Origin of the sequence: Clostridium sp. FS41 (assembly GCF_000954015.1) — a bacterium.
Classification (GTDB): domain Bacteria; phylum Bacillota; class Clostridia; order Lachnospirales; family Lachnospiraceae; genus Enterocloster; species Enterocloster citroniae.
On sequence record NZ_JYHN01000061.1, the window covers coordinates 396,983 to 422,005 of the forward strand.

Genomic DNA, 25,023 nt, shown 5'->3' on the forward strand with positions numbered 1-25,023 from the left:
CCATGAAATTATGGGGAGGACGTTTTACCAAGGAAACAGATCAACTGGTGCACAATTTCAACGAATCCCTGTCCTTTGACCAGAAATTTTATCATCAGGACATAGAGGGAAGCATTGCACATGTGAAAATGCTGGAAAAGCAGGGGATCCTGTCAACAGAGGACAGAGATGATATTATCCGCGGATTGGAAAGCATTCTGTCTGACCTGGACAGCGGAGCATTGACCATATCATCCGATTCCGGATATGAGGATATCCACTCTTTTGTGGAGGGGACTCTGACAGAGCGTATCGGGGAAGCGGGAAAGCGCCTTCACACAGGGCGCAGCCGCAATGACCAGGTAGCCCTGGATATGAAACTCTACACCAGGGATGAGATTGATGAGATAGAAAAACTGGTAAAGGAATTGTTAAAGGAGCTGCTGGTTATCATGGAGGCCAATACAGATACCTTTATGCCGGGCTTCACCCATCTGCAAAAGGCCCAGCCCATCACCCTGGCCCATCACATGGGAGCATACTTTGAGATGTTTTCCAGAGACCGCTCAAGGCTGCAGGACATCCGTAAGAGGATGAACTACTGTCCTCTGGGTTCCGGAGCGCTGGCAGGCACCACCTATCCTTTGGACCGGGAATACACGGCAGCCCTTTTGGGCTTTGACGGCCCCACCCTCAATTCCATGGATTCCGTGGCTGACAGGGACTATCTGATCGAACTGTTAAGCGCCCTGTCCACCATCGCCATGCACCTGAGCCGGTTCTGCGAGGAGATCATTATATGGAACACCAACGAATACCGTTTTGTGGAGATCGATGACTCCTACAGCACGGGCAGTTCCATCATGCCCCAAAAAAAGAATCCCGACATTGCAGAGTTGATCCGCGGCAAGAGCGGCCGCGTCTACGGTGCCCTGGTATCCCTTCTGACCACCATGAAGGGGATCCCCCTTGCCTACAACAAGGACATGCAGGAGGACAAGGAACTGACTTTTGATGCCATTGACACGGCCAAGGGCTGCCTGGCGCTGTTCACAGGCATGATCTCCTCCATGTCCTTTCGCAAGGATGTGATGGAGGCCAGTGCCAAGAATGGCTTTACCAATGCCACGGATGCGGCCGACTACCTGGTCAACAAGGGGGTCCCCTTCCGTGACGCCCATGGGATCGTGGGCCAGCTGGTGCTGTTGTGTATTGGGAAGGGGATTGCGCTGGACGACCTTTCCCTGGAGGAATACAGGCAGATCAGCCCGGTATTTGAGGAGGACGTGTACGAGGCCATCAGCATGAAGACCTGTGTAGAAAAACGCGTCACCATCGGAGCCCCGGGACAGGAAGCCATGAAGCAGGTGATCGAAATCTACAGACAGCAGCTGGCCGGTTGACGGCAGGGCAACTGACAGAAGAAAAGGGCAAAGCTTCCAAAAACGCTGTCCTCAGGACAGGCGGCTGCTTTGTCCTTTTATCATTCGCCGGACCATTGTCAGTACTAGAAAAAAACACCTCTTGACGATTTTTAAGAGGGATTATATAATATTTACATCATGCTAGTTGTAAAAACAACAGAAAGAGGGGGCGGAATGGAGGAATATCTTCACCTTGTGAAAAAATCTCCGCTATTCTATGGGATTAATGATGACGAGCTTTACACGCTTTTAAAGTGCTGTGCCGCGGAGCAGATCGCTTATGAGGACAGCGAATATATTTTCCGAATGGGTGAATCTGTGAATAAAGTGATGATCCTGTTAAGGGGCAGGGCCCAGGTCATGCAGGAGAACTTCTGGGGACGCCAGGAGCTGATCTACCATATCAAAGAGGGGGAGCTGTTCGGCGAGTCCTACTCCTGTGCCAGGACCCCGGTGCTTCCGGTGAGTGTGATAACAGAGGGAGCCTGTGAGGTGCTGTTCCTCAATTATCAGAGGATGATCACCTTCTGCTCCCTGGCCTGTGAGTTCCACACCAGGTTTATCCATAATATGCTCCGCCTGGTATCGGAGCACAATGTAAAACTGGAGAATAAGCTGGAACATGTGTGCAGGAAAACTACCAGGGAAAAGCTTTTGTCCTACCTGTCCGAGCAGGCTGTTGCAAGAGGCGGACGGGATTTTGACATTCCCCATAACCGGCAGGAGCTGGCGGAGTATCTTTGCGTGGACCGCAGCGCCATGTCCAGTGAACTGAGCAAGATGCGGAACGAGGGAATCCTGGACTTCCAGAAAAATCATTTTGTGCTCCACGACAGGTATGACGGCGGGCGCAGAGAGGGCGCATAAGCAGCTGACTGCTGATGCGCCCTGTTCCTTGGGTGACGTTTATTCCGGAAAAACCGCATTGAGGCATTTTTCCGCTGCTTCTTTGGAGATCAGGTTAATGGCCCTGGAGTCATCCTTTCTGGTGTAATAGCCGGTTCCCTCATCATCGGGACTGCCGATGGCAAGGGTGACGGTGCCTGAATCTTCGCCCTTTTCATAGGTCCAGGACAGGGTCATGACCGGGGCGGACAGGCCGAAGCTGCCCAGCTCCTCATCCGTGGCCTTGTAGGTGGTACACGACTGGATGGACAGGCCGCCGATGGCCTGGGCCAGATTATTGAGGGCAGCATTGTCAGGCAGGCGGTTTTCCTCCCGGTCCGCGGAATCTTTGTACCAGGCGATATTATCCTCGCCGTCAATGGTCTTCTTTAGAAAATGTGATGTCTTCCCTTCCTTTGTAACCGTGATCTCCCTGATATCAGCACCGGTCACATAGGGGAGGGATTCTGTTTCCACAAAGTCGTAAAGCCCTTTTCCCGCAGTATCTGTCAGATAGTTCCCAATGGTATATACCTGATCGCTGCCTTCCACGCAGGCGTAGTATTCCGCGGCCGTGCTTGCGTAACCGGAGGCCGTATCCCCGGTGCCGGCAACCTGGCTGCCCACCAGGATGGTCCGGGCAGTGCCGTCTTTTGACCGGGTCTCAAACCGGACAGACGGTGTATCAAGCCCGTAGGAAGCCAGGCTGTCCGGAGTGTCCAGGCGCCGTTCGGCCCTGAGCTTAGACAGGGTATCCGCCAGTGTGGACAGGGTATACTGGCGGATGGGGCAGTCTCTGTCTGTCTGATAGTACCATGTGTCGCCCTCCTTTTCAAAGGACAGACCCTGCCCGTCCTTTTCCCACGACAGGGAGGAAATCCCTTCGATGTCTGTCATATAGATCTGTTCCTCCTCCCGGCGTTGGCTGCTCTCACCGCTTTTCTTCTGCTGCCAGGTGATCAGGCCATAGGCGGCGCAGAGCAGAACCAGGATGGCGGCAGCCGGCACAAGGGCGTTTGTCTTTTTCTTCATATGCTGATCCTCCTTACAGTTTGCGGCGTTTCATCCAGACCACAAATCCGGTGATCAGGAATACCACGGGAATCACAATGATAAACAATGCGCTCCATAACCCGCCCGATGTTATCATATTATAGGTAATATCCAGACTCTTGCTTGGAATGGACAGGGTGGTCACTCCCGGCATTTTGTAGGAAACCGCGTTCATGAATATGGTCAGATTGGTAATATTTTGAAAACTGGTAAGTATGTCGTCTGAGATCAGTTCAGGCGCTGCGATCACAGTGAACACAGACGCCGTATTCTCCTCCTCATTGACGGTTTCCACAGCGGCTGCGGCCAGGACGTAGGTGCCCTCTGTCTTTTCCTGTGTGGCAGGGTCAACCAATATGCCGGAATCCGAAGTGGTCAGGAAGGGGGTTACGGTCAGGCCGTCCCTCAGGTCTTCCTGAATGGTCATGCCTGAGGGCTGAATTGCCAGGGCAGCCTGTTTGGAGTCCACCCCGCTTAACAATCCGCTGGAAAAGTCATATTCAGGGATTACATAGAATGGATTGTTGTTGTAAAAATGCCGGGGGGCCGAGTCTGCCACAAACCCGTTCTTTATATCCATTCCATACTGTGAACACAAGCCGGACAGGTTGGCAAGGCGATTCTGGGTCACTCCTGACAGGAGCAGCAGATGACCGCCATTTTTCAGATAATCTGTGAGGGCGGTTGTTTCATCCTGGATTATATCCGTCTGGGGATTGTTGATGATCAGCAGGCCGCAGTCCTGCGGGATCGTGCTGTCCGTCATCAGGTTCAGATCCGACAGTATCATGCCGGACTTTTCCAGGGCATCCTTTACCGTGGCTGACAGAGCGGATTCCTGGTGTCCGGTGAGTGTGTACACCGCAGTCTCATTGTCGTTGGTCACATAGCTTACAGCGCTTGTGATCTGCCCTTCTCCGTCAAAGGCGGTTTCCTTGATCTGCTGGTACTGATAGTAGGCCATGAGGTCGATCTGGATGATATCATTAAATGAGACGGCTGTCTTCTTGCCTGTCTCTTCGCAGGCCACCAGCACCTGGCCCGGCTGGGCATCCAGGGTGGTCAGCACATCCGGGTGCAGGACAGGGTCGTCCTCCACCACACGGATGTGGGGAGACTGGTCAGCGTACAGGCTGACAAAGGATCTGATCCTTTCATCCACCGAGTCCGGACTGGCTATGATGTGGATGGTAACATCCTTGTCAAGCTTAGACAGGATATCCTTTGTGGTGTCTCCCAGGGTAAGGATCTGGTTAGTGCTTAAATCCCATTTCCTGTATTTGGCCGGGATCTTCCCTATGATTAAGTTGGCTATGATAATGGCAGCAATGACCACAATGGTAAACAGCGCCATATAGCTGCCCTTTTTTAATTTCCTTGTCATGTTTTCCTCCTTGATATGGTGAATCCTGTTATGTCAACTCCATCTGCGTTTTTGTGTGGACTGGACCGTGAGAAAAAGAAGGATAGCGGCAGCGCTGACATAGTATACCAGGCCCCCGATATCCAGTATATGGGTGCCGGCGATATTGTTAAATACATCGGTTAGCACGATCTTTCCCAGGATGTCCGTGAGGGCATGCTCTAACAGGCTTTGTTTCACCAGGTAAGTGCCTGCCAGGCCCATAACGCCCAGGGCTTCCAGACCAAGGGCCAGGGGCACATGGCTTGTGAGGCGGTACATGACAAAGCAGACCAGGCTCCAGAGGATCAGCAGCCCGGCCAGGGAGCCAAGGGCAGTGGTGGGCATGAAGCTTAAAAGCCCGGGCCACAGGATCAGGAGGAGAAGGATGCCAAAGGTCCCGGCCGCCGCAATGAGCTGGCTCTCGGTAAGGGAGGAGATAAACAGCCCGATGGCGATGTACACGCAGCCCAAGAGGAAAAATGCCAGAATAGAGGCGTAGTCCTCAGCCAGATAGGCGGTCCCGTTGGCCTTGATGATCAGCGGGCAGAGGCAGGCAATGGCCATAGGAACCGCGAATATGGTGATCATGGACAGGTATTTCCCCATAATGATCCCCCACAGGGATACCGGGGATGTGAGAAGCATCTGATCAGTGCGGGAGCGCCGTTCATCGGCCATGCTGCGCATGGTGAGGATGGGGACCGCGATCATGAGTATCATCAGGGTGGAGTTCAGTGTGTATGAAAAGTAGGGGTATCCGTTTATCATGTTATATACCATGAAGTAAATGCCCATAAACATGGTCAGGAACGCAATGAACACATAACCTGTCATGGAATAGAAATAGGATTTCAGTTCACGTTCATAGATCGCTCTCATGGGTTTCGTCCTCCTTTTCCTGTGTTGGGGAATCCATAGCCCGGTCAAGGGAGGATCCGGTGCCTGGATCATTGGTTTCGTCTTCTGAATAATTAGTTTCGTAACCTGGATCTTGGCTCTCCGTCAGTGTTCCTTCTGTCAGTTCCAGGAACACCTCCTCCAGGGACGCCTTAGATGCGCTCATGGACAGGATGGGCATGCGGTTTTCGGCAAAGGCATAGAAGAGCTGTTCCCGCACATCCATGGACGCATCCATGGACGCATCTGCGGACGCATTCCCGGCATTGGTTCCGATCTGAAGGTTCAGGCGGCAGACAGGGTTTCCCTCCTCCTGGGACACTGCGCCTATCGATACGGATGGGATATCCTTAAGAACACGGCGGATGGAATCCGCATCACCCTTTACATCCAGCTCCAGTGCGGCTGAGCCCTCCAGCCGTTGCTCCAGATTTTCCGGAGTGTCGCTGGCGATCAGCTTTCCCCGGGAGATGATCATAATATGGTCACAGACAGCGCTGACTTCCGAAAGAATGTGGGAGCTGAGGATGACCGTGTGCTTTTTCCCCAGGTCGCGGATCATATCCCGGATCTCAATGATCTGCTTGGGATCCAGTCCCACGGTGGGTTCATCCAGTATGATCACATCCGGTTTCCCCAGAATGGCCTGGGCCATCCCCACTCTCTGCCTGTAGCCCTTGGAGAGGTTCTTGATCAGGCGTCCCTGTACGTCCGTGATCTTTACCAGTTCCATAACCTCCTGAATGGACTCTTCCCGTTTGTCTTTTGGAATTTTTTTTAGTTTCGCAGCAAATTCCAAATATTCCCTTACAGTCATATCCAGATAAAGGGGCGGTACTTCAGGAAGGTAGCCCATGCGTTTTTTTGCTTCCCCCGGTTCATCCAGTATATTGTGGCCGTCTATGAGGACTTCCCCCTCCGTGGCGCCCAGATAACCCGTCATGATGTTCATGGTGGTTGACTTTCCCGCGCCGTTTGGTCCCAGGAAGCCGTAGATCTGACCGTCTTCCACCGTAAAACTCAGATGGTCCACGGCCAGGCGGCCGCCGTAATCCTTTACAAGATTTTTTACTTCGATCACTGATTGAATCCTCCCGTCTGTTTTTATTCATCTCATAGTTGTAAAATTAAAATGTGATGAAAATGTGATTAATTTATAATATTTTTAATAAGATTCCGTTTTCATTTGGCAAAGTATCGCATAAACACGCAAAATATCGCACAAAATATTGCAAGAAAACTCTTGCCCTAAGTAGCTGATGTTGGTATAATATAGGACAGTTGGTAAAAATATAACATATAAGATGTACGAGATGCCTTCGGGCATCAGAATGGAGGGAACAATGAATCAGATTGATACCATGTCGGTCAACGCAATCCGCGTTCTGGCAGCAGATGCTGTGCAGAAGGCAAAGTCAGGCCATCCAGGACTTCCTTTAGGTTCAGCGCCAATGGCTTATGAACTTTGGGCAAACCATATGAACCACAACCCTAAAAACCCCCAGTGGAAGAACAGGGACCGTTTTGTACTTTCAGGAGGCCATGGATCCACTCTTCTTTACTCACTGCTCCATCTCTTTGGATATGGCCTTACAAAGGAAGATATGATGAACTTCCGTCAGATGGATTCCCTGACCCCGGGACATCCGGAATATGGCCATACGGTGGGTGTTGAGGCCACCACAGGACCTCTGGGCGCCGGTATGGGCATGGCGGTGGGCATGGCCATGGCTGAGGCACATCTGTCGGCCGTATTCAACAAGGACGGGTATCCGGTGGTAGACCACTATACATACGTCCTGGGCGGAGACGGGTGTATGATGGAGGGGATTTCCTCTGAGGCATTTTCACTGGCAGGGACCCTGGGTCTTGGAAAGCTGATCGTGTTCTATGATTCCAATCAGATCTCCATTGAGGGAAGCACGGATATTGCATTTACCGAGAATGTCCAAAAGCGCATGGAGGCATTTGGCTTCCAGCTGCTGATGGTTGAGGACGGCAATGACCTGGATGCCATTGGAAAGGCTATCCAGGAGGCAAAGGCTGATACCACACGTCCTTCCTTTATCACGGTTAAAACACAGATCGGTTACGGCTGCCCGGCTAAGCAGGGCAAGGCCAGCGCCCATGGCGAGCCTCTGGGTGAGGACAACGTGGCCGCTATGAAGGAAAACTTAAACTGGCCGTCCATGGAGCCGTTTTATGTACCGGATGAGGTATATGCCAATTATAAGGCACATAGTGAAAAGGGCGCTGAGACAGAGGCAAAGTGGAACGCATTATTTGATGAATACTGTGGTAAATACCCTGAGATGAAGGAACTTTGGGACAAGTTCTATAACCCGGAACTGGGTAACGAGGTATATGACAACGAGGAGTACTGGGCGTATGACGAGAAGCCGGATGCAACCAGAAGCTTATCAGGAAAGCAGCTTCAGAAGCTTAAGAACCTGATGCCCAACCTGATCGGCGGCGCGGCCGACCTGGCTCCCTCCACCAAGACATATATGGCGGATATGGGAGATTTTTCCAAGGATAATTACGCCGGACGTAACCTGCATTTTGGTGTCCGGGAACTGGCAATGGCAGCAATCGGTAATGGTCTGATGCTTCATGGAGGCCTTCGGGCATTTGTCTCCACCTTCTTTGTGTTCAGTGATTACACCAAGCCAATGGCAAGACTGTCCGCGCTGATGGGAGTTCCCCTGACCTTTGTATTTACCCATGACAGCATTGGCGTGGGTGAGGACGGGCCTACCCATGAGCCCATTGAGCAGCTGGCCATGCTGCGCTCCATGCCCAATTTCCATGTGTTCCGTCCCGCGGACGCAACAGAGACAGCCGCCGCCTGGTACAGCGCTGTCTCCTCATCCAAGACGCCTACCGCCCTGGTGCTTACAAGGCAGAATCTGCCGCAGTTAGCCGGGTCCGGCAAGGAAGCCTTAAAGGGCGCGTATATTCTGGAGGATTCCGCCAAGGAAGTTCCGGACGCCATCATTATTGCAACCGGTTCAGAGGTGGAACTGGCCGTTGGAGCAAAGGCAGAGCTGGCCAAAGAGGGTATGGATGTGCGCGTTGTCAGCATGCCGAGTATGGATGTATTTGAGGAGCAGCCTGAGGAGTACAAAGAGGCAGTGCTTCCTAAGGCAGTGAGAAAGAGGGTAGCAGTGGAAGCCCTGGGCGATTTCGGATGGGGTAGATATGTGGGCCTGGACGGAATAACCGTTACCATGAAGAGCTTTGGCGCCAGCGCTCCTGCAGGGCAGCTGTTTAAGAAGTTTGGATTTACAGTGGAGAATGTGGTGGCTGCGGTTAAATCCCTGTAATCCCATAGCAAAAAAAGAAAGCGTTGATCATAAGGGAATCCCTGACCGGAAAAAGAATGGCGGTCAGGGATTCTTTTGTATAGGGCTTTCATATCCGGAAGGGGGATGTTGAACATTTTCGTTCTCAATGGTATAATCTGGTCAATACAGGATAAAGAGGGCAGGCACATGATCGATTTCTTAAAAGAAGAGCATGTAAACAGTGATATTATCAGGGGAATTGAGGGATTTCGGGCTGACTATCCGGCGGATGCCGGGGATCAGGAACGGATTCCTGCGCCCAAATGCCAATACTATGGGCGGGAAATATGGGAACAGGCTGCAGCGGCCCTGTTGTGCGGCCAGAATCTTTTGCTGGCAGGGCCAAAGGCAACGGGAAAGAACATACTGGCCGAGAACCTGGCGGCGGCGTTTGGCCGCCCTCTTTGGGACATTTCTTTTCATGTGAATATGGATGGAGCGGCCCTGATCGGAGCAGATACCTTTGAGGATAACCGGGTGGTGTTCCGCCCCGGGCCCGTGAGCTGCTGCGGGGTGAGCGGCGGCTTTGGAATCCTGGATGAGATCAATATGGCCAGGAATGAGGCCCTGGCAGTGCTCCACAGCATATTGGATTTCAGAAGGGTCATTGATGTGCCTGGTTATAACAGGATCAGGCTGAGGGAGGAGACCCGGTTTATTGCAACCATGAATTACGGTTACGCCGGGACCAGGGAATTGAATGAGGCATTGGCTTCCCGGTTTGTGGTCATAAACATGCCCGTGATCTCCCAGGACAGCTTGGAACGCCTGCTGAGAACCCAGTTCCCCCGTCTGAGAGACAAGTATGCCAGGCAGTTTGCCCTTTTGTTCCAGGAGATCAGGATAAAGTGCCAGAGCGGTGAGATCTCCACCAAGCCCCTGGACCTGAGAGGGCTGCTGAGCGCCCTGGAACTGATGGAAATGGGAGTGGGGGCATATCAGGCACTGGATATGGGGATTACCAACAAATCCTTTGATCCCTATGAACAGACTCTGATAAGGGATATGATCCGAAGCCGGATACCAAAGGGGCTGGACGGGGAAAAACTGTTTTCAGAGCGGATATGAGGAAGAACATCCACCTAAAGAGGAGGGAGTTTCAATCGAAGGGAAAGAGGAATACAGATTGCAGCGCCGGAGAGCGCTGAATATGATATGGACAGCGGCGGAGGATTATTCCTTCCGCCCGGTTTTCATGGCCTTTGACAGGGAGGGAAAGGCGGATTTGTATCTCAACAGTGTGATCGGATGGACCCACAAATGGTACGGGGGCGGAAGTCTGGAGGCATTGCCCCGCGCCTTTGAGGGCGCGGCCTTTCAGGATCTGTACGATACGGTGTACTGGCTCTGCATGGAGACGTGCGTCTATGAGCAGGAGCGGGAAGACCGTCCTGCGGTTCCGGAATTAAGGCGGGAATATGCCCGGCGGATATTGAGGGACTCTGGGAGTGACGGGGAGCAGGAGCTGGCAGTTACCCTGAGAAATGCCCACTTTGGCAAGGCGCTGGGGGGCAGGACCGTGCTGCTGCCCAAAGAGCAGCGGCTGGTCCGTGACATGGATATGAAGGGAAAGCTGACAGAGGCGGAAGTGGAAGCCCGGATCCGGATGATCCTGAGGGAATATTTTCATTTTCGGTGTGATGTGCCTGAGGAGGGGATTGGGACTGGGCGGCGGAGGCATTTCCGGAGGGGAAAGCTGTTTTTGAAAAAGCCGGCTGTCCGTTTTATGATAACACGCCTGGATGATCCGGAGGAGGATTATGAGGAGGAGGCCGGGGAAGAAAAGGGCAAAGATCCCGGTAGAAAGAACGGCAAAAAGCCTGGGGAAAAGGAGGGGGAGGGAAAGGAAGGCCGTACAGGCCGGCTGGGGAATTTCCTGGGCGAACTGTGGGAAGCCGGCAGGGATGAGTGGAGCCGGGAATATATAGAGACATGTTTTGGAAGCCCGGTGTACCATGTGCGTGAACTGCAGCGGATCGAATCACTTCTGTGCACCGGCAGCCATGAGGGCTGCCATCTGTACTTTACCAAAGGGGAGAGACGGATTACGGCCGGTTCGGGCAGTCCCCGGGGCAGGCTGGAAAAAGAAGCCCAGGGCCGGCAGCGCATAGCCCTGGAGCAGGAAAAGAAGAACCGGGAATACTATGAGGCTCACAGGGATGTGCACCAAAACTGTATTCTCAGGCTGAAGGAACAGATTGCAAATACCCTTCTTATTGAGCAGGAACCGGAATCAGTGACTGCAAGAATGGGAAAACTGAACGGAAGAAGGGTGTGGAGGGAGCGGTGCCTGGGGGATATGCGGGTGTTTGACAGGGAGATTATCAATGACACGGCTCCTTTTTCCGTGGATATTATGCTGGACGGTTCCGCCTCCCAGCTCCACAGGCAGGAGATGATCGCCTCCCAGGGGTATATCATAGCCGAAAGCCTGCGCCTTTGCCGCATCCCGGTTCAGGTGTATTCCTTTTGCAGCTTTTGCGGGTATACGGTTTTTAATATATTGAGGGAATATAAAGACAGGGACGGGAACCGGGATATGTTCAGGTATTCCGCCTGCGGATGGAACCGGGACGGACTGGCTTTAAGAGGGGCGGGATATCTTATGGAGCAGTCACAGTACCCCAACCGGCTTCTTATCATACTCACAGATGCCAGCCCCAATGACGATAAAAAGATCCCCTCACAGGGAGTGTGGTTCAAAAAGACGGAATATGAGGCGGAGACAGGGATCCGGGATGCGGCGGATGAGGTGAGGAAGCTGAAGAAAAAAGGGATTCGGGTCATAGGTGTCTTTTATGGCCTGGATCAGGAGCTGGAGGGAGCCAGGAAGATATATGGCAGCAGCTTTGTAAGGATCAGGGATGCCGGACAGCTGGCCGACACGGTGGGCGGGTTGATCCGGGAAGAGGTGAGAAGAATGGAGGAATCATGCCAGTAGATGCGTTAGAGCTATTTTCGCGGCCAACGGCCCGGTGGTTTTTAAAGACATTTGGAGCGCCCACAAAAGTCCAGGAGGAGACCTGGCCCGCCATTGCCGCCGGCCGCTCCGTGCTGGTCAGTGCGCCTACGGGAACAGGAAAGACACTGTCCGCATTTCTTGTATTTATAGACAGGCTGAATGCCATGGCCCGGGAGGGGAGGCTGAAGGAGGAGCTGTACCTGATCTATGTGTCTCCCTTAAAATCCCTGGCAGGGGATATCAGGGAAAACCTGCGCCGCCCCCTGGATGGGATCTGCCAAGAGACGGAGCTGATGGGAGAGGGGAAGATGCCGGATGGTCTCCGGGTGGCGATCCGCACCGGGGACACGCCCCAGAAGGACCGGCAGAGAATGGTCAGGCATCCGCCCCATATCCTTATCATCACGCCGGAATCCCTGTATCTGATGCTCACCTCCAAAACAGGGCAGACCGTGCTGAGAACGGCAAAAGCAGTGATCGTGGATGAGCTTCATGCCCTGATCGATACAAAAAGGGGCGCCCATCTGATGCTTTCCATTGCAAGGCTGGACTGGCTCTGCAAAAGGCCGCTCCAGCGCATCGGACTGTCGGCGACCATTGAACCCCTTGACCTGGCCGCGGCATATCTGTCCCCGGAGCCGGCCCTGATCTGCGCTCCGGCCATGGACAAGCAGGTGAGGATCCAGGTGCTGGGAACCATGCCGGCCCAGGGCAGGAGGAAGGATCCTGTGTGGGAAGAACTGGGACAGGCAGTTTACCGCCAGTGCCTGCAGTACAGGAGTGTCATTGCCTTTTCCGAGGGCCGCCGGTATGCGGAGAAACTGGCTTACTATGTCAACCTTTTGGGAGGGGACGGTTTTGCCAGAGTGCATCACGGCAGTCTGTCCAAGGAGGCTCGGGCCGGGGTAGAGCAGGATTTAAGGGACGGAAGTCTGCGGCTTCTGTGCGCAACCTCCTCCATGGAGCTGGGGATCGATGTGGGGGAGCTGGACCTTGTTCTGCAGATCGGCTGCCCGCGCACCGTGTCCAGCACCATGCAGCGTTTGGGACGGGCCGGTCACAATCCGGGGAAGGTAAGCGTTATGTATATGTATCCCCGGACCGCGCCTGAGAGTGTGTACTGCGGAATGACGGCCCAGGTGGCCAGGCAGGGAGGAGTGGAGCACACCAAGCCGCCGCGGCTGTGCCTGGATGTGCTGGCCCAGCATCTGGTCTCCATGGCAAACGGGGAAGGCTACACGGTGGAGGATGTGATGGAGATCCTTGCCAGGGCCTATTCCTTTCAGGATGTGACCAGGGAGGATGTGAAGGACCTGCTTTGTATGCTGGCCGGGGACTATGAACACAGAAGGGATGTTCCGGTCCGTCCAAGAGTCCTGTATGACAGGATCCATGAGCGGGTGGACGGGGACGCATACAGCCGGATGCTTGCAACGGCAGCCGGAGGTACTATACCGGATAAAGGCCTGTACACGGCCAAGACCGAAGACGGGGTTAAATTAGGTGAACTGGATGAAGAGTTTGTCTATGAGTCCCAGCGTGGGGATAAGTTCATGCTGGGCTCCTTTGCGTGGAAGATCGCAAGGATCGATAAGGATACGGTTTATGTCACCCAGGTGTCAGCAGAGGGAGCCAGGCTGCCTTTCTGGAAAGGGGAAGCCAGGGGGCGCACCTTAAAGACCAGTCTGGCGTTTGGCAGGATTCTGGGCAGGCTGGGGGAGGCCGGGGAACAGGGAAGGCTGGGGGAAGAACTGGCCGGCCTGGGATTGGACAAGGCATCGGTGATCAGTGCCGAAAGCTTTCTGAAACGGCAGATGGAAGCGGTGGGAGGGCTTCCTGACCACAGGACCATAGTGGCGGAACATTTTACCGACCACACAGGTTCACACCAGGTGATGGTCCACGCCCTTTTTGGACGCAGGGTCAACGGACCGTTATCCCTTCTGCTGCAGCACATGGTAAGGACCGAATACGGGTTTGACACAGGCTGTGTGGATGAGGAGGACGGGTTTATGCTGTACCCCTACGGGCAGGAGACGATCCCGGAACAGCTTTTATACCGGCTGGATCCGGACCGGGTACGGGATATACTGGAAGCACTGCTGCCCGTCACCCCTCTGTTTAATATGACATTCCGGTATAATGCTGCCAGGGCGCTGATGATGGGCATGAAACGAAACGGCCGCCAGCCTTTGTGGATGCAGCGGCTGAAGAGTACGGAAATGCTGGATTCCCTGATGCATGAGAAAAACCATCCCCTGATCCGGGAGACAAAGCGGGAATGTCTGGAGGATCACTGGGACATAGATGGAGTGATGCAGATCATCCATGGGATCCGCGCCGGCTCCATAAAGGTGCGGGAGGTCTGTACCGATGTGCCTTCCCCCATGTCCCTGCCTCTCCAGTGGCAGGCGGAGTCGGCGGAAATGTATGAATATTCCCCCACCACACCCGGGATCCGCCAGGCGGTCTATGACGAATTAAAATACATGGAGGGGATCAGGCCTGCATCCAATGTCCTGGAAAAGCAGCAGGAACGGACAAAGCTGCCAGGGGATGAGAAGCAGCTCCATTCCCTGCTGATGATAGAAGGGGGCCTGATTGCAGGAGAACTTGAGGTACCGGTGGAATGGCTGGAACTTCTGGCAGGGCAGGGGCGGACGCTTTACATTGAGCCGGGGCTCTGGATCGCTGCGGAGCAGGAGGAACTTTATGAAAAAGCCCTGTCCGAGGGGGGACTTGAGGAAGCTGCCTCCATTGTGCGCAGAATGCTGCGCTACCGCGGGGGACAGACCGCGGACCAGATCAGGGAGCGATATTTCCTGACCCCGGAGAGGACAGAGGCAATCCTTGCCCGTCTTCTGGAGCAGGATGAGATCGTGGAGTGGGAGCATGTTTTCTACCATAAAAAGCTGTACGACAGAGCCAGACAGTCCACACTTCGCAGTATGCGTCTGGAGACATCCACCCAGCCCGGCGCCCACTACGGCGCATTGCTGGCCCGGAGGGCAAAGCCATATACCACGCCCGGGGACCAGTTAAAGAAGACCCTGGACCTGTATTACGGGAGAATGTTCCCTGTCAGGCTCTGGGAGTCGGTGATACTGCCCCGAAGGGTCAGGCATTACAGCGGGGGGATGCTGGATAAGCTGCTGGCGGAGGGGGATTATTTCTGGAAAATGGGAGAGGACGGCGCGCTGTGTTTCTGCCGGTATGAGGATATTGACTGGGATGCCCCGCTTCCTGATGCAGAGAAACAGCTGGAGGGGGATGAAAGGCTTTTGTACGGGGAACTGAAACGCAGAGGCGCCAGTTTTTTAAGATTTCTCACAGACATCCCAAAAGAAAAAAGCGCCCAGGAGGTGTTGCTGAGCCTGGCGGAAAAGGGGCTGGTATGCGCGGACAGCTTCGTGCCGGTACGCCAGTGGCAGAACCGGGAAAAGGTAAAAAAAGCCACTGCAAGGCAGCGGGCCAATGCCCGGGTAATGGCCTTGTCAGCAGGGCGCTGGGATATTGTGCGCCCATTAAAAGCAAAGTCCATGGAGGAGTGGCTGGACCTGTTTTTCCTTGAGCAGCCTGTCATGTGCAGGGAGACATTTGCAAGGGCTGCTGCGGCCTGCGCCGGTTCGCCTTACGGTTTGGCGGGTCACGATCCTGCGGGTCCTGGTTCCGTTTCCGCCGGGCCCTCATGGAGTTACCAGCAGGCCATGGAACTGCTCAGGATCTGGGAGTATACCGGAAGGGTGCGCAGAGGGTACTTTGTGGAAGGAATGTCAGGGGCCCAGTTCATACGGAAGGAAGAGTATGAGGGGATCACAGCTGTGCTGAAGACGCCGGAGGACGAGGTGGTATGGCTGAATGCATGGGACCCTGCCCAGATATGGGGAAAGGCTCTGGAACAGCCTGAGGGCAGGGATTTTTTAAATGTACCCGGAACCGCAGCCGGCCTCCGGTCAGGACGCATTGCCGCGGTTATGGAACGCCAGGGCAAGGTGCTGCGCGTATTTGAGACAGAGGTGTTGGAGCAGGTACTGAAGGAATTTATTAAGGAGTTCCAGGGAAAGGCCCTGTTTCCGGAATTAAAGCGGCTGATCCTTAAGGAATATCCAAAGGAGTCTGAGGATGTGCTGAGGGGAGCCGGTTTTGTGAAGGAAATGAACGACTATGTGCTGTACCGGTGAGAAAATTAAAAGGAATCGTCTGTCCTAAAAATCCCCAGGGCAGACTGCAAGGGAGGAAAATCTTACATGGATATGATCATAAGAGAATACACAAGGGACGATGCAGAGGAAGCGGCTGTGATCTGGAACCATATTGTGGAGGAGGGGATCGCATTTCCCCAAACGGACTGCCTGACCAAAGAAAGCGCGGATGCATTTTTTTCAGAACAGTCTTTTACGGGAACTGCATTTGACAGGCACAGCGGGGCCATGGTAGGCCTGTATATCCTGCACCCCAACAATGTGGGACGGTGCGGCCACATCTGCAATGCCAGCTATGCTGTGAAATGGGATATGAGGGGCCGGCAGATCGGGGAGAAGCTGGTGCGCCACTGCATGGAAAAGGGAAGGGAGCTGGGCTTTGGCATCCTTCAGTTTAACGCCGTGGTCAAAACAAATGAAGCCGCCCTTCATCTGTACCAAAAACTGGGATTTACGCGGCTGGGCGTAATACCAGGAGGTTTCCTGATGAAGGACGGCAGGTATGAGGATATTATTCCCCATTATATTGTGCTGTAACAGACTGTGATCAGTTCCCCTTATTCTCAGCCTTCACCTCAGCCATCTTCATGGCGCGGACCTTAAGAGGCAGGCCGAACAGCGTGATGAAGCCATCGGCATCGTGGTGGTCATACAGGTCGCCTGTTGTAAAGGAGGCCAGGGACTCGCTGTATAAGGAGTAGGGGGATGTGGTTCCGGCCTTGATGATATTGCCCTTGTACAGCTTGAATTTTACTTCGCCTGTGACATATTCCTGGGTGGACTCAACAAATGCCTGGACTGCTTCACGCAGCGGCGTGAACCATTTTCCCTCGTATACGATCTGGGCCATCTTATTGCCCATGTCTTTCTTGGCATCCATGGTGGCGCGGTCTAATACCAGTTCTTCCAGCTGCTGATGTGCTTCCATCAGAATGGTTCCGCCCGGAGTTTCATATACGCCGTGGGACTTCATGCCAACCACACGGTTTTCCACGATATCCACTATACCGATGCCGTGCTTGCCGCCCAGCTCATTTAATTTACGGATGATGTCGGCCACTTTCATCTTTTCGCCGTTCACGCTGGTGGGAACGCCTTTTTCAAATGTCATGGTCACATATTCGCCCTGGTCGGGAGCTTTCTCAGGAGATACGCTCAAGACCAGCAGATGGTCGAAGTTGGGCTCCAGGGACGGGTCCTCCAGTTCCAGGCCTTCGTGGCTGATGTGCCACAGGTTGCGGTCACGGCTGTAGCTGGAATCAGCTGAAAAGGGCAGGTCAATACCGTGCTGCTTGCAGTACTCGATCTCATCTTCACGAGACTGAATGGTCCATACATCGGTCATACGCCATGGAGCAATGATCTTAAGATCAGGAGCCAGAGCCTTGATGCTCAGCTCAAAACGGATCTGGTCATTGCCTTTTCCGGTAGCGCCGTGGCATATGGCGGTGGCGCCTTCCTTGCGGGCGATCTCCACCAGGCATTTTGCAATGGCAGGACGTGCCATGGAAGTGCCCAGAAGGTATTTATTCTCATATACTGCATTTGCCTTAACACAGGGCATAATGTAGTTTTCACTGAAATCATCTACTAAATCTTCAATATATAATTTGGAAGCTCCGGATAATTTTGCTCTCTCCTCAAGGCCGTCCAATTCATTGCCCTGACCGCAGTCGATGCAGCAGCAGATTACTTCATAACCAAAATTTTCCTTTAACCACGGAATAATGGTGGTGGTATCAAGCCCGCCGGAATAAGCTAAAATTACTTTCTCTTTCATATCTATATCCTCCTGATATTGCTCTCTAATTGAACTTTCATAAATATACAACATTATGCAGGAAAATGCAAGCACTAAAATAAAAATTTTAAAAAATGTTGCATATTATGCATTTGTAATGTATAATTATGAAAATCAAGAGAAACACGGTGAAAAGCCGGTCCTAAAAGATACTTTCCTTTTGTGGGAAAAGTTACTATAATTAGGGTATTGGTGTATTTTCCGGATAAGAAGACGAGTTATTCTGAGCAGTTACAAATACTTTATAAATATGTATAAGGAGAATGGATATGGTTAAGGCAGGAATCATCGGTTCCACAGGATATGCAGGAGGAGAGCTGGCAAGGCTTCTGCTTCAGAGGGATGACATAGAGATCAAATGGTATGGCTCCAGAAGCTACATCGGGCAAAGTTATGCATCCTTATACCAGAATATGTTCCGGATCGTGGACGCGGACTGCATGGATGATAATATGAAGGAACTGGCCGGGCAGGTGGATGTGATCTTTACCGCAACGCCCCAGGGGCTGTGCGCTTCCCTGGTGGATGAGGACATTTTATCAAAGTCAAAGGTGATCGACCTGAGCGCTGACTTCAGGATCAAGGATGTTGCCGTTTATGAAAAGTGGTATAAACTCACCCATGGGTCGCCACAGTTTATTGAGGAGGCCGTGTACGGTCTTCCTGAGATCAACAGGGAGAAGATAAAGAAAGCCAGGATCATTGCCAATCCGGGATGTTTCCCCACCTGTTCCTTCTTATCCGCATACCCCCTTGTTAAGGAAGGGCTGATCGACCCCAATACCCTGATCATTGATGCCAAGTCAGGGACCTCCGGAGCGGGCAGGGGCGCAAAGGTGGACAGTCTGTACTGTGAGGTGAATGAGAATATCAAGGCATACGGCGTGGGATCCCACAGACACACGCCGGAGATCGAGGAGCAGCTGTCCTATGCTGCAGGGAAGCCGGTGACCATCAGCTTTACTCCCCACCTGGTGCCCATGAACCGTGGGATCCTGGTAACCGCCTACGCTTCCCTGACAAAGGAAGTTACCTATGAGCAAGTAAGGGCAGCCTACGACAAGTATTATAAGGAAGAATATTTTGTCCGTGTGCTGGACAGGGATGTGGTGCCCCAGACCCGATGGGTGGAGGGAAGCAATTTTGCAGATGTGAATTTTAAGATCGATCCAAGAACAAACCGTATTGTGATCATGGGAGCAATTGACAATATGGTCAAAGGCGCCGCGGGCCAGGCCGTCCAGAACATGAACCTGATGTTCGGATTGCCGGAGAATACGGGGCTTAAGCAGATTCCGGCATTTCCCTAAGAAGGAAATCGGAACGGGTTTGAAATTTCCATAGAAAGGGAATGCTTATCATGGCAGGAACAATGGATATCCTCATCCGGGAGATGACGATCGAGGATTACGAACAGGTCTATGAGCTTTGGACAGATATCAAAGGCTTTGGGATCAGAAGCATTGACGATTCCCGGGAGGGGGTGGAGCGTTTCCTTAAAAGAAACCCGACCACCAGCGTGGTAGCTGTCCAGAATGGACTGATCATCGGAAATATCCTCTGCGGGCATGACGGAAGGACCGGGTGCTTTTACCATGTGTGTGTGGCTCCGGGGTACAGGAAGCATGGAATCGGATACCGTATGGTCCGGACAGCCATGGAAGCCCTTCAGCGTGAAGGGGTGAGCAAGATCAGCCTGATCGCATTTAAAAACAATGAGGTGGGAAACGCCTTCTGGCAGGGGATTGGATGGACCGAGAGAGAAGATGTCAACAGTTATGAATTTATTTTAAATGAGGAAAATATAACGCGTTTTGTGCGCTGACACGGCTGTGGCCGCGGTTACCAAAGATGTTGGAGATCGCTGCATAAGCGGAATAAACGGAGGAATCAAGTGATGAGCGGAAATGTGGATGGAATCAGGAAGATAGCAGGCGGTGTGACTGCTGCCAAAGGATTTAAGGCAGCATCCACTGCGGCAGGGATCAAATACAGGGACAGAAAGGATATGGCCCTGATCTACAGCGAGGCGCCCTGTAAGTCGGCGGGTACATTTACCAGCAATATTGTGAAGGCAGCTCCTGTGAAATGGGATAAGAACCAGGTTACCGGCAATGTGCCGGCCCGTACCGTTGTTATCAACGCGGGCATTGCAAATGCATGCACCGGTGAGGAAGGCATGGGATACTGCAGCCAGACTGCGGATGCAGCCGCAGCAGTGCTGGGTATTCCGGCAGAGAGCGTGCTGGTGGCTTCCACCGGAGTGATCGGAAAGCAGCTGCCCATGGATAAGATCAAGGCGGGCATCGAGGCCATGGCGCCTTTACTGGACGGCGGGACGGACAGCGGGACGGAGGCATCCAAAGCCATTATGACCACGGATACTAAGAATAAGGAAGTGGCCGTACAGTTTGAGCTGGGCGGGGTTACCGTGACCATGGGCGGGATGTGCAAGGGCTCAGGCATGATCCATCCCAACATGTGCACCATGCTCAGCTTTGTGACCACGGACGCGGCGATCAGCAAGGAAATGCTCCAGGAAGCCCTCAGTGAGGACATTAAGGATACATATAATATGATCTCCGTGGACGGTGATACCTCCACCAATGACACAGTGCTCCTTCTGGCCAACGGACTGGCAGGGAATGAGGAGATAAGGGAAAAGAACAGTGATTATCAGGTGTTCTGCAAGGCGCTTAACTATATCAATGAAACTCTGGCCAAGAAAATGGCCGGGGACGGCGAGGGATGCACGGCCCTGTTTGAGGTGACCATTGTGGGCGCAAAGACAAAGGACCAGGCCAAGGTGCTGGCCAAATCCGTCATCACCTCCAGCCTGACCAAGGCTGCCATCTTTGGCCATGACGCCAACTGGGGCAGGATCCTCTGTGCCATGGGGTATTCCGGAGCCAGCTTTGACCCGGAAAAGGTGGATCTGTTCTTTAAGAGCGCTGCCGGTGAAATGCAGATCATAAAGGACGGCGTGGCCGTGGACTACAGCGAGGAGCAGGCCACAAAGATACTGTCCCAGCCCCAGGTCACCGCAGTGGCGGATATCAAGATGGGAGATGCCCAGGCAACGGCATGGGGGTGTGACCTGACTTTGGACTATGTGAAGATCAACGCGGATTACAGGTCTTAAGCGGCCAAGCGGAGATGTCATGTATCGCACGTAAGAGACCAAAACACGGTCTCTAAGTGCTCATAACGAGGAGGAGAATGAGATGAATTTGGAACCGATGCAGAAAGCGGCTGTGCTGATTGAGGCACTGCCTTATATCCAAAGGTTTAACAGGAAGATCGTGGTTGTCAAGTACGGCGGCAGCGCCATGCTGGATGAAGAACTGAAGAAAAAGGTGATCCAGGATGTGGTGCTTTTAAAGCTGGTAGGCTTTAAGCCCATTATTGTCCACGGCGGGGGCAAGGAAATAAGCAAATGGGTAAATAAGGTGGGTATGGAGGCCCAGTTTATCAATGGGCTCAGGGTCACGGATGAACCTACCATGGAAATAGCGGAGATGGTGCTGAACAAAGTGAATAAAAGCCTGGTCCAGCTGGTTAATGAGCTGGGCATCAAGGCGGTGGGGATCAGCGGCAAGGACGGCATGATGCTGAAGTGCCATAAGAAGTATTCAGGGGGCGAGGACATCGGATACGTGGGCGAGGTGGAGAAGGTCGATCCCAAGATCATTTATGACCTGCTGGAAAAGGATTTCCTGCCCATCATATGTCCCATTGGGTTTGATGACGAGTTCTTAAGCTATAATGTGAATGCGGATGACGCTGCTTGTGCCATTGCAACCGCAGTACAGGCGGAAAAGCTGGCATTCCTCACGGATGTGGAGGGAGTTTATAAGGACTTTGACGACAAAGAGTCCCTGATCTCCGAAATGACGGTGCAGGAGGCGCAGAGCTTTGTGAGCAGCGGAATGCTGGGAGGCGGAATGCTTCCAAAACTCCAGAACTGCATCAATGCCATAACCAGCGGGGTATCACGGGTACATATACTGGACGGCCGCATCCCGCACTGCCTGCTGCTGGAGATTTTCACGGACCGGGGCATTGGGACCGCCATATTTAATTCTGAGGAAGATGAGAGGTACTATCATGGCTGACAAACAGTTGATCGACCGGGCGGAACACGCCCTTTATAAGACGTATAACCGTTTTCCTGTGGTGTTTGACCACGGACAGGGCGTAAAGCTTTACGACACAGAGGGCAATGAATACCTGGATTTTGGCGCGGGAATTGCCGTTATGGGGCTGGGATATGGGGATGAGGAGTATACAAAGGCGGTGGAAGAGCAGCTTCACAAGCTGACCCATATATCCAATCTGTTCTACAACCAGCCCGCGGTGGAGGCTGGGGAGAAGCTGTTAAAGGTATCCCGGATGGATAAGGTATTCTTTACCAACAGCGGGACAGAGGCCATTGAAGGCGCCTTAAAGATTGCTAAGCGTTATCACTATAACAAACTCCATGAATCCATGGGAGATGGGGCTGAGGGATGTGAGGACGTGGATGCGGACATGACCGGTGAGATCATTGCCATGAACCACTCGTTCCACGGGCGCAGCCTGGGGGCCTTGTCTGTTACCGGCAATGCCCATTATCAGGAGCCCTTTAAGCCCCTGGTTCCCGGCATCCGTTTTGCGGATTTTAATAATCTGGACAGCGTCAAGGCATTGATCAATGACAAGACCTGCGCGGTCATCATGGAGACTATCCAGGGAGAGGGAGGTATTTACCCTGCAGAGGAAGGGTTTATAAAGGGCGTCCGGGCCCTCTGTGATGAACATGACCTGCTTTTGATCCTGGATGAGATACAGTGTGGTATGGGGCGGTCAGGTGAAATGTTCGCATGGCAGCATTACGGCGTGAAGCCGGATGTGATGACCGTGGCAAAGGCCCTTGGAAACGGCCTTCCCGTGGGCGCATTCCTGGCCCGGGGCAAGGCGGCGGACGCCATGGTGCCCGGTGATCACGGGACCACCTACGGGGGGAATCCCCTGGTGACAGCGGGTGCAAGCGCGGTGCTGGATCTATTTGAAAAGCGCCACATGGTGGAGCATGTGAGGAAAATAGGCGCTTACCTGGCTGAAAAGCTGGATGGATTGGTAAATGAATTTGATGTGGTAAAAGAACGCCGGGGAATGGGCCTGATCCAGGGACTGGAATTTGCCGGTCCGGTGGGTCCCGTGGTGTCCGGCGCACTGTTGGAACAAAGGCTTGTGCTCATCAGCGCGGGAGCCGACATCATACGTTTTGTACCGCCTCTGGTGATCAGGGAGGGGGATGTGGACGAGATGATCCTGAGACTTAGACGGGCGATTAAGGCCTCATTTTAGAGGAAAGAGATGATAAGAGAAATGCTTCGGGAAAAGAATGATCTTCCCGGAGCATTTCTTTTTCCACCTTTTATTAGGCTGCCTTAAGTAATTCTTTCGTTTTCATTTATAAATTGTTATGAAAATACTGGATGAAATATTTAGCCCAACCCTCTATAATGGCCTTATGGAATGAACAAAGAAAGGCATTATGTTTATTTTTCTTGTAGCATAGTAAGAAATGTGATATAACTGTATTAATATAAATAGTACAGTAAAGAATGGATTCAGGAGGGCGGCATGGAGCGTGAGAAAAGAACAGAGGATGTGGATTTGGATGCCATACAGGCTGAGATGAAAGAATCAGAGGAGATAGACCGCAGGGTGGAGGCGTTAATGGCGCCTGAGGAAGATGGAGGAAACGGTAAGAAAAAGAAAAAAAGAAAGAAAAATAAAGGAGAAAACGGATATTCGGAAAAACAGGGTCTGATAAAACGGATCAAGGGATGGAGCCGCAGACGCAAGATCATTACAGCAGCGGTTATTGTGATCGCAGCCGTGTTCATAAGTTCCCGGTTTGGGGGAAGCAGCAAGAACACGGGGATGATGGTGGATGTCCTTCCTTTGTCAAAGCAGTCCATACAGGAAAAGCTGTCCTTAAGCGGCCCGGTGTCCGGGACGGACAGCGTGGATGTTGTATCCAATATCCATGCCGAGATCACGGCCATGAATGTAAAGGAGGGCGACCAGGTCCATAAGGACCAGGTGCTGGCAGTGCTGGACAGCACGGACCTGGAGCGGGAAGTGCGGATTGCCCAGAACGCCTATGACCTGGCAGTGAATAACAAGCAGGAAAAGGATAAGGAAGCTGCTCTGGGATATGAGAAAGCGGCACAGGATTTCCAGAAGGCCGGCATGGACCACAGCCGCAACAGCCAGCTGTTTGCCACCGGGGATATTTCCCAGATGGATCTGGAGGCCAGCGCCAATGCGTTAAATGATGCAAAGCGCACCATGGATGGCTATACGGTGGTCAATGGAAAGGGCGTGGCGGATAAGTCATATGAACTTCAGATAGAAAATGCCCGGTATGACCTGGAAAAGAAGATGGAAGAACTGGAAAATACCCAGATCAAAAGTACCATTGACGGTACGGTCGTCAGGGTCAATTCCAAGGTGGGTCAGTTTGCCGACAAGGTGGAAGATGACAAACCTATATTCAGCATAGAGAACCTGGAACAATTGGAACTGGAGATCAAGGTCAGCGAGTTCTCCATCGGAAAGGTAAAGGTGGGACAGTCGGCTGTGATCAGCGCAGACATCCTGGACGGCGGCACGGTAAACGGCGAGGTGATCAAGATATCGCCCACCGGCGAGGAAAAGGGAGGCGGCTCCACGGAGCGGGTCATCCCCACTACCATCCGTGTGGATGGGCAGGACACAAAGCTGATCGCCGGCATTACAGCCAAGGCGGAACTGCTGATCAAGGAGTCGGAGGATGCATTTGTGGTTCCGACAACCGCCCTTCTGGATGACGGGGACACTACATATATTGCCATTGTGCAGGATTTGAAGGTCAAGCGCATACCGGTTACCATTGGCGTGGACGGTGATGTGTTAGTGGAAGTGATACCAACGGACGATACGGTACTGGAAGAGGGCATGCAGGTCATCCAGAATCCCAATCCCATGATGGTGGATGGCGCGGATGTGATCGTGCGCCCGCAGTAGCAGGAGGCG

18 protein-coding genes are annotated in these 25,023 nt (G+C 52.9%); 13 read left to right on the forward strand and 5 right to left on the reverse strand.

Annotated elements, in window-relative coordinates; genetic code table 11:
* Positions 1-2 precede the first annotated feature (2 nt).
* Positions 3-1,382, forward strand: a complete 1,380-nt coding sequence (gene argH, locus CLFS41_RS16395) for an argininosuccinate lyase (RefSeq protein ID WP_045092851.1) — start codon at positions 3-5, stop codon at positions 1,380-1,382.
* 195 nt (positions 1,383-1,577) lie between these two features.
* A complete protein-coding gene (locus CLFS41_RS16400; protein WP_007860784.1) occupies positions 1,578-2,270 on the forward strand; it encodes a Crp/Fnr family transcriptional regulator in 693 nt (230 codons plus the stop codon).
* Positions 2,271-2,309: 39 nt separating this feature from the next.
* Here the strand turns inward: CLFS41_RS16400 and CLFS41_RS16405 are convergent, their stop codons facing one another.
* The 4 genes from CLFS41_RS16405 to CLFS41_RS16420 are packed head-to-tail and all read right to left on the reverse strand — an operon-like array spanning position 2,310 to position 6,724.
* Positions 2,310-3,320, reverse strand: coding sequence for a DUF4340 domain-containing protein (locus CLFS41_RS16405; RefSeq protein WP_007860782.1), 1,011 nt, complete (start codon positions 3,318-3,320; stop codon positions 2,310-2,312).
* Between the two features lie 13 nt (positions 3,321-3,333).
* Entirely contained in the window at positions 3,334-4,725 is a 1,392-nt protein-coding gene (locus CLFS41_RS16410; RefSeq protein WP_045092852.1) for a Gldg family protein, read from the reverse strand.
* Between the two features lie 33 nt (positions 4,726-4,758).
* Positions 4,759-5,625 carry an ABC transporter permease gene (locus tag CLFS41_RS16415; RefSeq protein ID WP_045092853.1) on the reverse strand — a complete coding sequence of 289 codons (867 nt, stop codon included), beginning with the start codon at positions 5,623-5,625 and terminating at the stop codon, positions 4,759-4,761.
* Positions 5,609-6,724: an ABC transporter ATP-binding protein gene (locus tag CLFS41_RS16420; protein WP_045092854.1), complete on the reverse strand. Its 1,116-nt coding sequence runs from the start codon at positions 6,722-6,724 to the stop codon at positions 5,609-5,611. Before CLFS41_RS16420 ends, CLFS41_RS16415 begins: the two co-directional genes overlap by 17 nt.
* Positions 6,725-6,986: 262 nt before the next feature.
* Here CLFS41_RS16420 and tkt point away from each other — a divergent pair, with 262 nt between their 5' ends.
* From tkt to CLFS41_RS16445, 5 genes are all read left to right on the forward strand, one after another.
* Positions 6,987-8,969 (forward strand): transketolase, encoded by a 1,983-nt coding sequence (gene tkt / locus CLFS41_RS16425; protein WP_045092855.1) that lies wholly within the window; start codon positions 6,987-6,989, stop codon positions 8,967-8,969.
* A 168-nt stretch (positions 8,970-9,137) separates the two neighbouring features.
* Entirely contained in the window at positions 9,138-10,058 is a 921-nt protein-coding gene (locus CLFS41_RS16430; protein ID WP_045092856.1) for a MoxR family ATPase, read from the forward strand.
* Positions 10,059-10,140: 82 nt separating this feature from the next.
* The gene (locus CLFS41_RS16435) at positions 10,141-11,931 is read left to right on the forward strand and encodes a hypothetical protein (protein WP_045092857.1); all 1,791 of its coding nucleotides are present in this window, start codon (positions 10,141-10,143) and stop codon (positions 11,929-11,931) included.
* Entirely contained in the window at positions 11,922-16,133 is a 4,212-nt protein-coding gene (locus CLFS41_RS16440) for a DEAD/DEAH box helicase (RefSeq protein ID WP_045092858.1), read from the forward strand. Before CLFS41_RS16435 ends, CLFS41_RS16440 begins: the two co-directional genes overlap by 10 nt.
* 66 nt (positions 16,134-16,199) lie before the next feature.
* Positions 16,200-16,691 carry an N-acetyltransferase gene (locus CLFS41_RS16445; protein WP_007860771.1) on the forward strand — a complete coding sequence of 164 codons (492 nt, stop codon included), beginning with the start codon at positions 16,200-16,202 and terminating at the stop codon, positions 16,689-16,691.
* Positions 16,692-16,701: 10 nt separating this feature from the next.
* Here the strand turns inward: CLFS41_RS16445 and CLFS41_RS16450 are convergent, their stop codons facing one another.
* Entirely contained in the window at positions 16,702-17,934 is a 1,233-nt protein-coding gene (locus CLFS41_RS16450; protein WP_007860770.1) for an argininosuccinate synthase, read from the reverse strand.
* Between the two features lie 290 nt (positions 17,935-18,224).
* Here CLFS41_RS16450 and argC point away from each other — a divergent pair, with 290 nt between their 5' ends.
* The 6 genes from argC (at position 18,225) to CLFS41_RS16480 (ending at position 25,014) form a co-directional block, all read left to right on the forward strand.
* Positions 18,225-19,265, forward strand: a complete 1,041-nt coding sequence (gene argC, locus CLFS41_RS16455; protein ID WP_007860769.1) for an N-acetyl-gamma-glutamyl-phosphate reductase — start codon at positions 18,225-18,227, stop codon at positions 19,263-19,265.
* Positions 19,266-19,315: 50 nt separating this feature from the next.
* A complete protein-coding gene (locus tag CLFS41_RS16460; RefSeq protein ID WP_007860768.1) occupies positions 19,316-19,780 on the forward strand; it encodes a GNAT family N-acetyltransferase in 465 nt (154 codons plus the stop codon).
* A 93-nt stretch (positions 19,781-19,873) separates the two neighbouring features.
* Positions 19,874-21,097: a bifunctional glutamate N-acetyltransferase/amino-acid acetyltransferase ArgJ gene (argJ, locus tag CLFS41_RS16465; RefSeq protein ID WP_347468573.1), complete on the forward strand. Its 1,224-nt coding sequence runs from the start codon at positions 19,874-19,876 to the stop codon at positions 21,095-21,097.
* Between the two features lie 82 nt (positions 21,098-21,179).
* Positions 21,180-22,070: an acetylglutamate kinase gene (gene argB / locus CLFS41_RS16470; RefSeq protein ID WP_007860765.1), complete on the forward strand. Its 891-nt coding sequence runs from the start codon at positions 21,180-21,182 to the stop codon at positions 22,068-22,070.
* On the forward strand, positions 22,063-23,304 hold the full coding sequence (locus tag CLFS41_RS16475; RefSeq protein WP_045092859.1) for an aspartate aminotransferase family protein: 1,242 nt from the start codon (positions 22,063-22,065) through the stop codon (positions 23,302-23,304). The genes argB and CLFS41_RS16475 overlap by 8 nt, the downstream gene beginning before the upstream one ends.
* Positions 23,305-23,583: 279 nt before the next feature.
* Positions 23,584-25,014, forward strand: a complete 1,431-nt coding sequence (locus tag CLFS41_RS16480; RefSeq protein WP_045092860.1) for an efflux RND transporter periplasmic adaptor subunit — start codon at positions 23,584-23,586, stop codon at positions 25,012-25,014.
* Positions 25,015-25,023 lie beyond the last annotated feature (9 nt).

Coding starts and splice junctions, on each gene's coding strand:
- argH (WP_045092851.1), top strand. CDS start 3: ATGAAATTATGGGGAGGACGTTTTACCAAGGAAACAGATCAACTGGTG.
- CLFS41_RS16400 (WP_007860784.1), top strand. CDS start 1,578: ATGGAGGAATATCTTCACCTTGTGAAAAAATCTCCGCTATTCTATGGG.
- CLFS41_RS16405 (WP_007860782.1), bottom strand. CDS start 3,320: ATGAAGAAAAAGACAAACGCCCTTGTGCCGGCTGCCGCCATCCTGGTT.
- CLFS41_RS16410 (WP_045092852.1), bottom strand. CDS start 4,725: ATGACAAGGAAATTAAAAAAGGGCAGCTATATGGCGCTGTTTACCATT.
- CLFS41_RS16415 (WP_045092853.1), bottom strand. CDS start 5,625: ATGAGAGCGATCTATGAACGTGAACTGAAATCCTATTTCTATTCCATG.
- tkt (WP_045092855.1), top strand. CDS start 6,987: ATGAATCAGATTGATACCATGTCGGTCAACGCAATCCGCGTTCTGGCA.
- CLFS41_RS16430 (WP_045092856.1), top strand. CDS start 9,138: ATGATCGATTTCTTAAAAGAAGAGCATGTAAACAGTGATATTATCAGG.
- CLFS41_RS16435 (WP_045092857.1), top strand. CDS start 10,141: ATGATATGGACAGCGGCGGAGGATTATTCCTTCCGCCCGGTTTTCATG.
- CLFS41_RS16440 (WP_045092858.1), top strand. CDS start 11,922: ATGCCAGTAGATGCGTTAGAGCTATTTTCGCGGCCAACGGCCCGGTGG.
- CLFS41_RS16445 (WP_007860771.1), top strand. CDS start 16,200: ATGGATATGATCATAAGAGAATACACAAGGGACGATGCAGAGGAAGCG.
- CLFS41_RS16450 (WP_007860770.1), bottom strand. CDS start 17,934: ATGAAAGAGAAAGTAATTTTAGCTTATTCCGGCGGGCTTGATACCACC.
- argC (WP_007860769.1), top strand. CDS start 18,225: ATGGTTAAGGCAGGAATCATCGGTTCCACAGGATATGCAGGAGGAGAG.
- CLFS41_RS16460 (WP_007860768.1), top strand. CDS start 19,316: ATGGCAGGAACAATGGATATCCTCATCCGGGAGATGACGATCGAGGAT.
- argB (WP_007860765.1), top strand. CDS start 21,180: ATGAATTTGGAACCGATGCAGAAAGCGGCTGTGCTGATTGAGGCACTG.
- CLFS41_RS16475 (WP_045092859.1), top strand. CDS start 22,063: ATGGCTGACAAACAGTTGATCGACCGGGCGGAACACGCCCTTTATAAG.
- CLFS41_RS16480 (WP_045092860.1), top strand. CDS start 23,584: ATGGAGCGTGAGAAAAGAACAGAGGATGTGGATTTGGATGCCATACAG.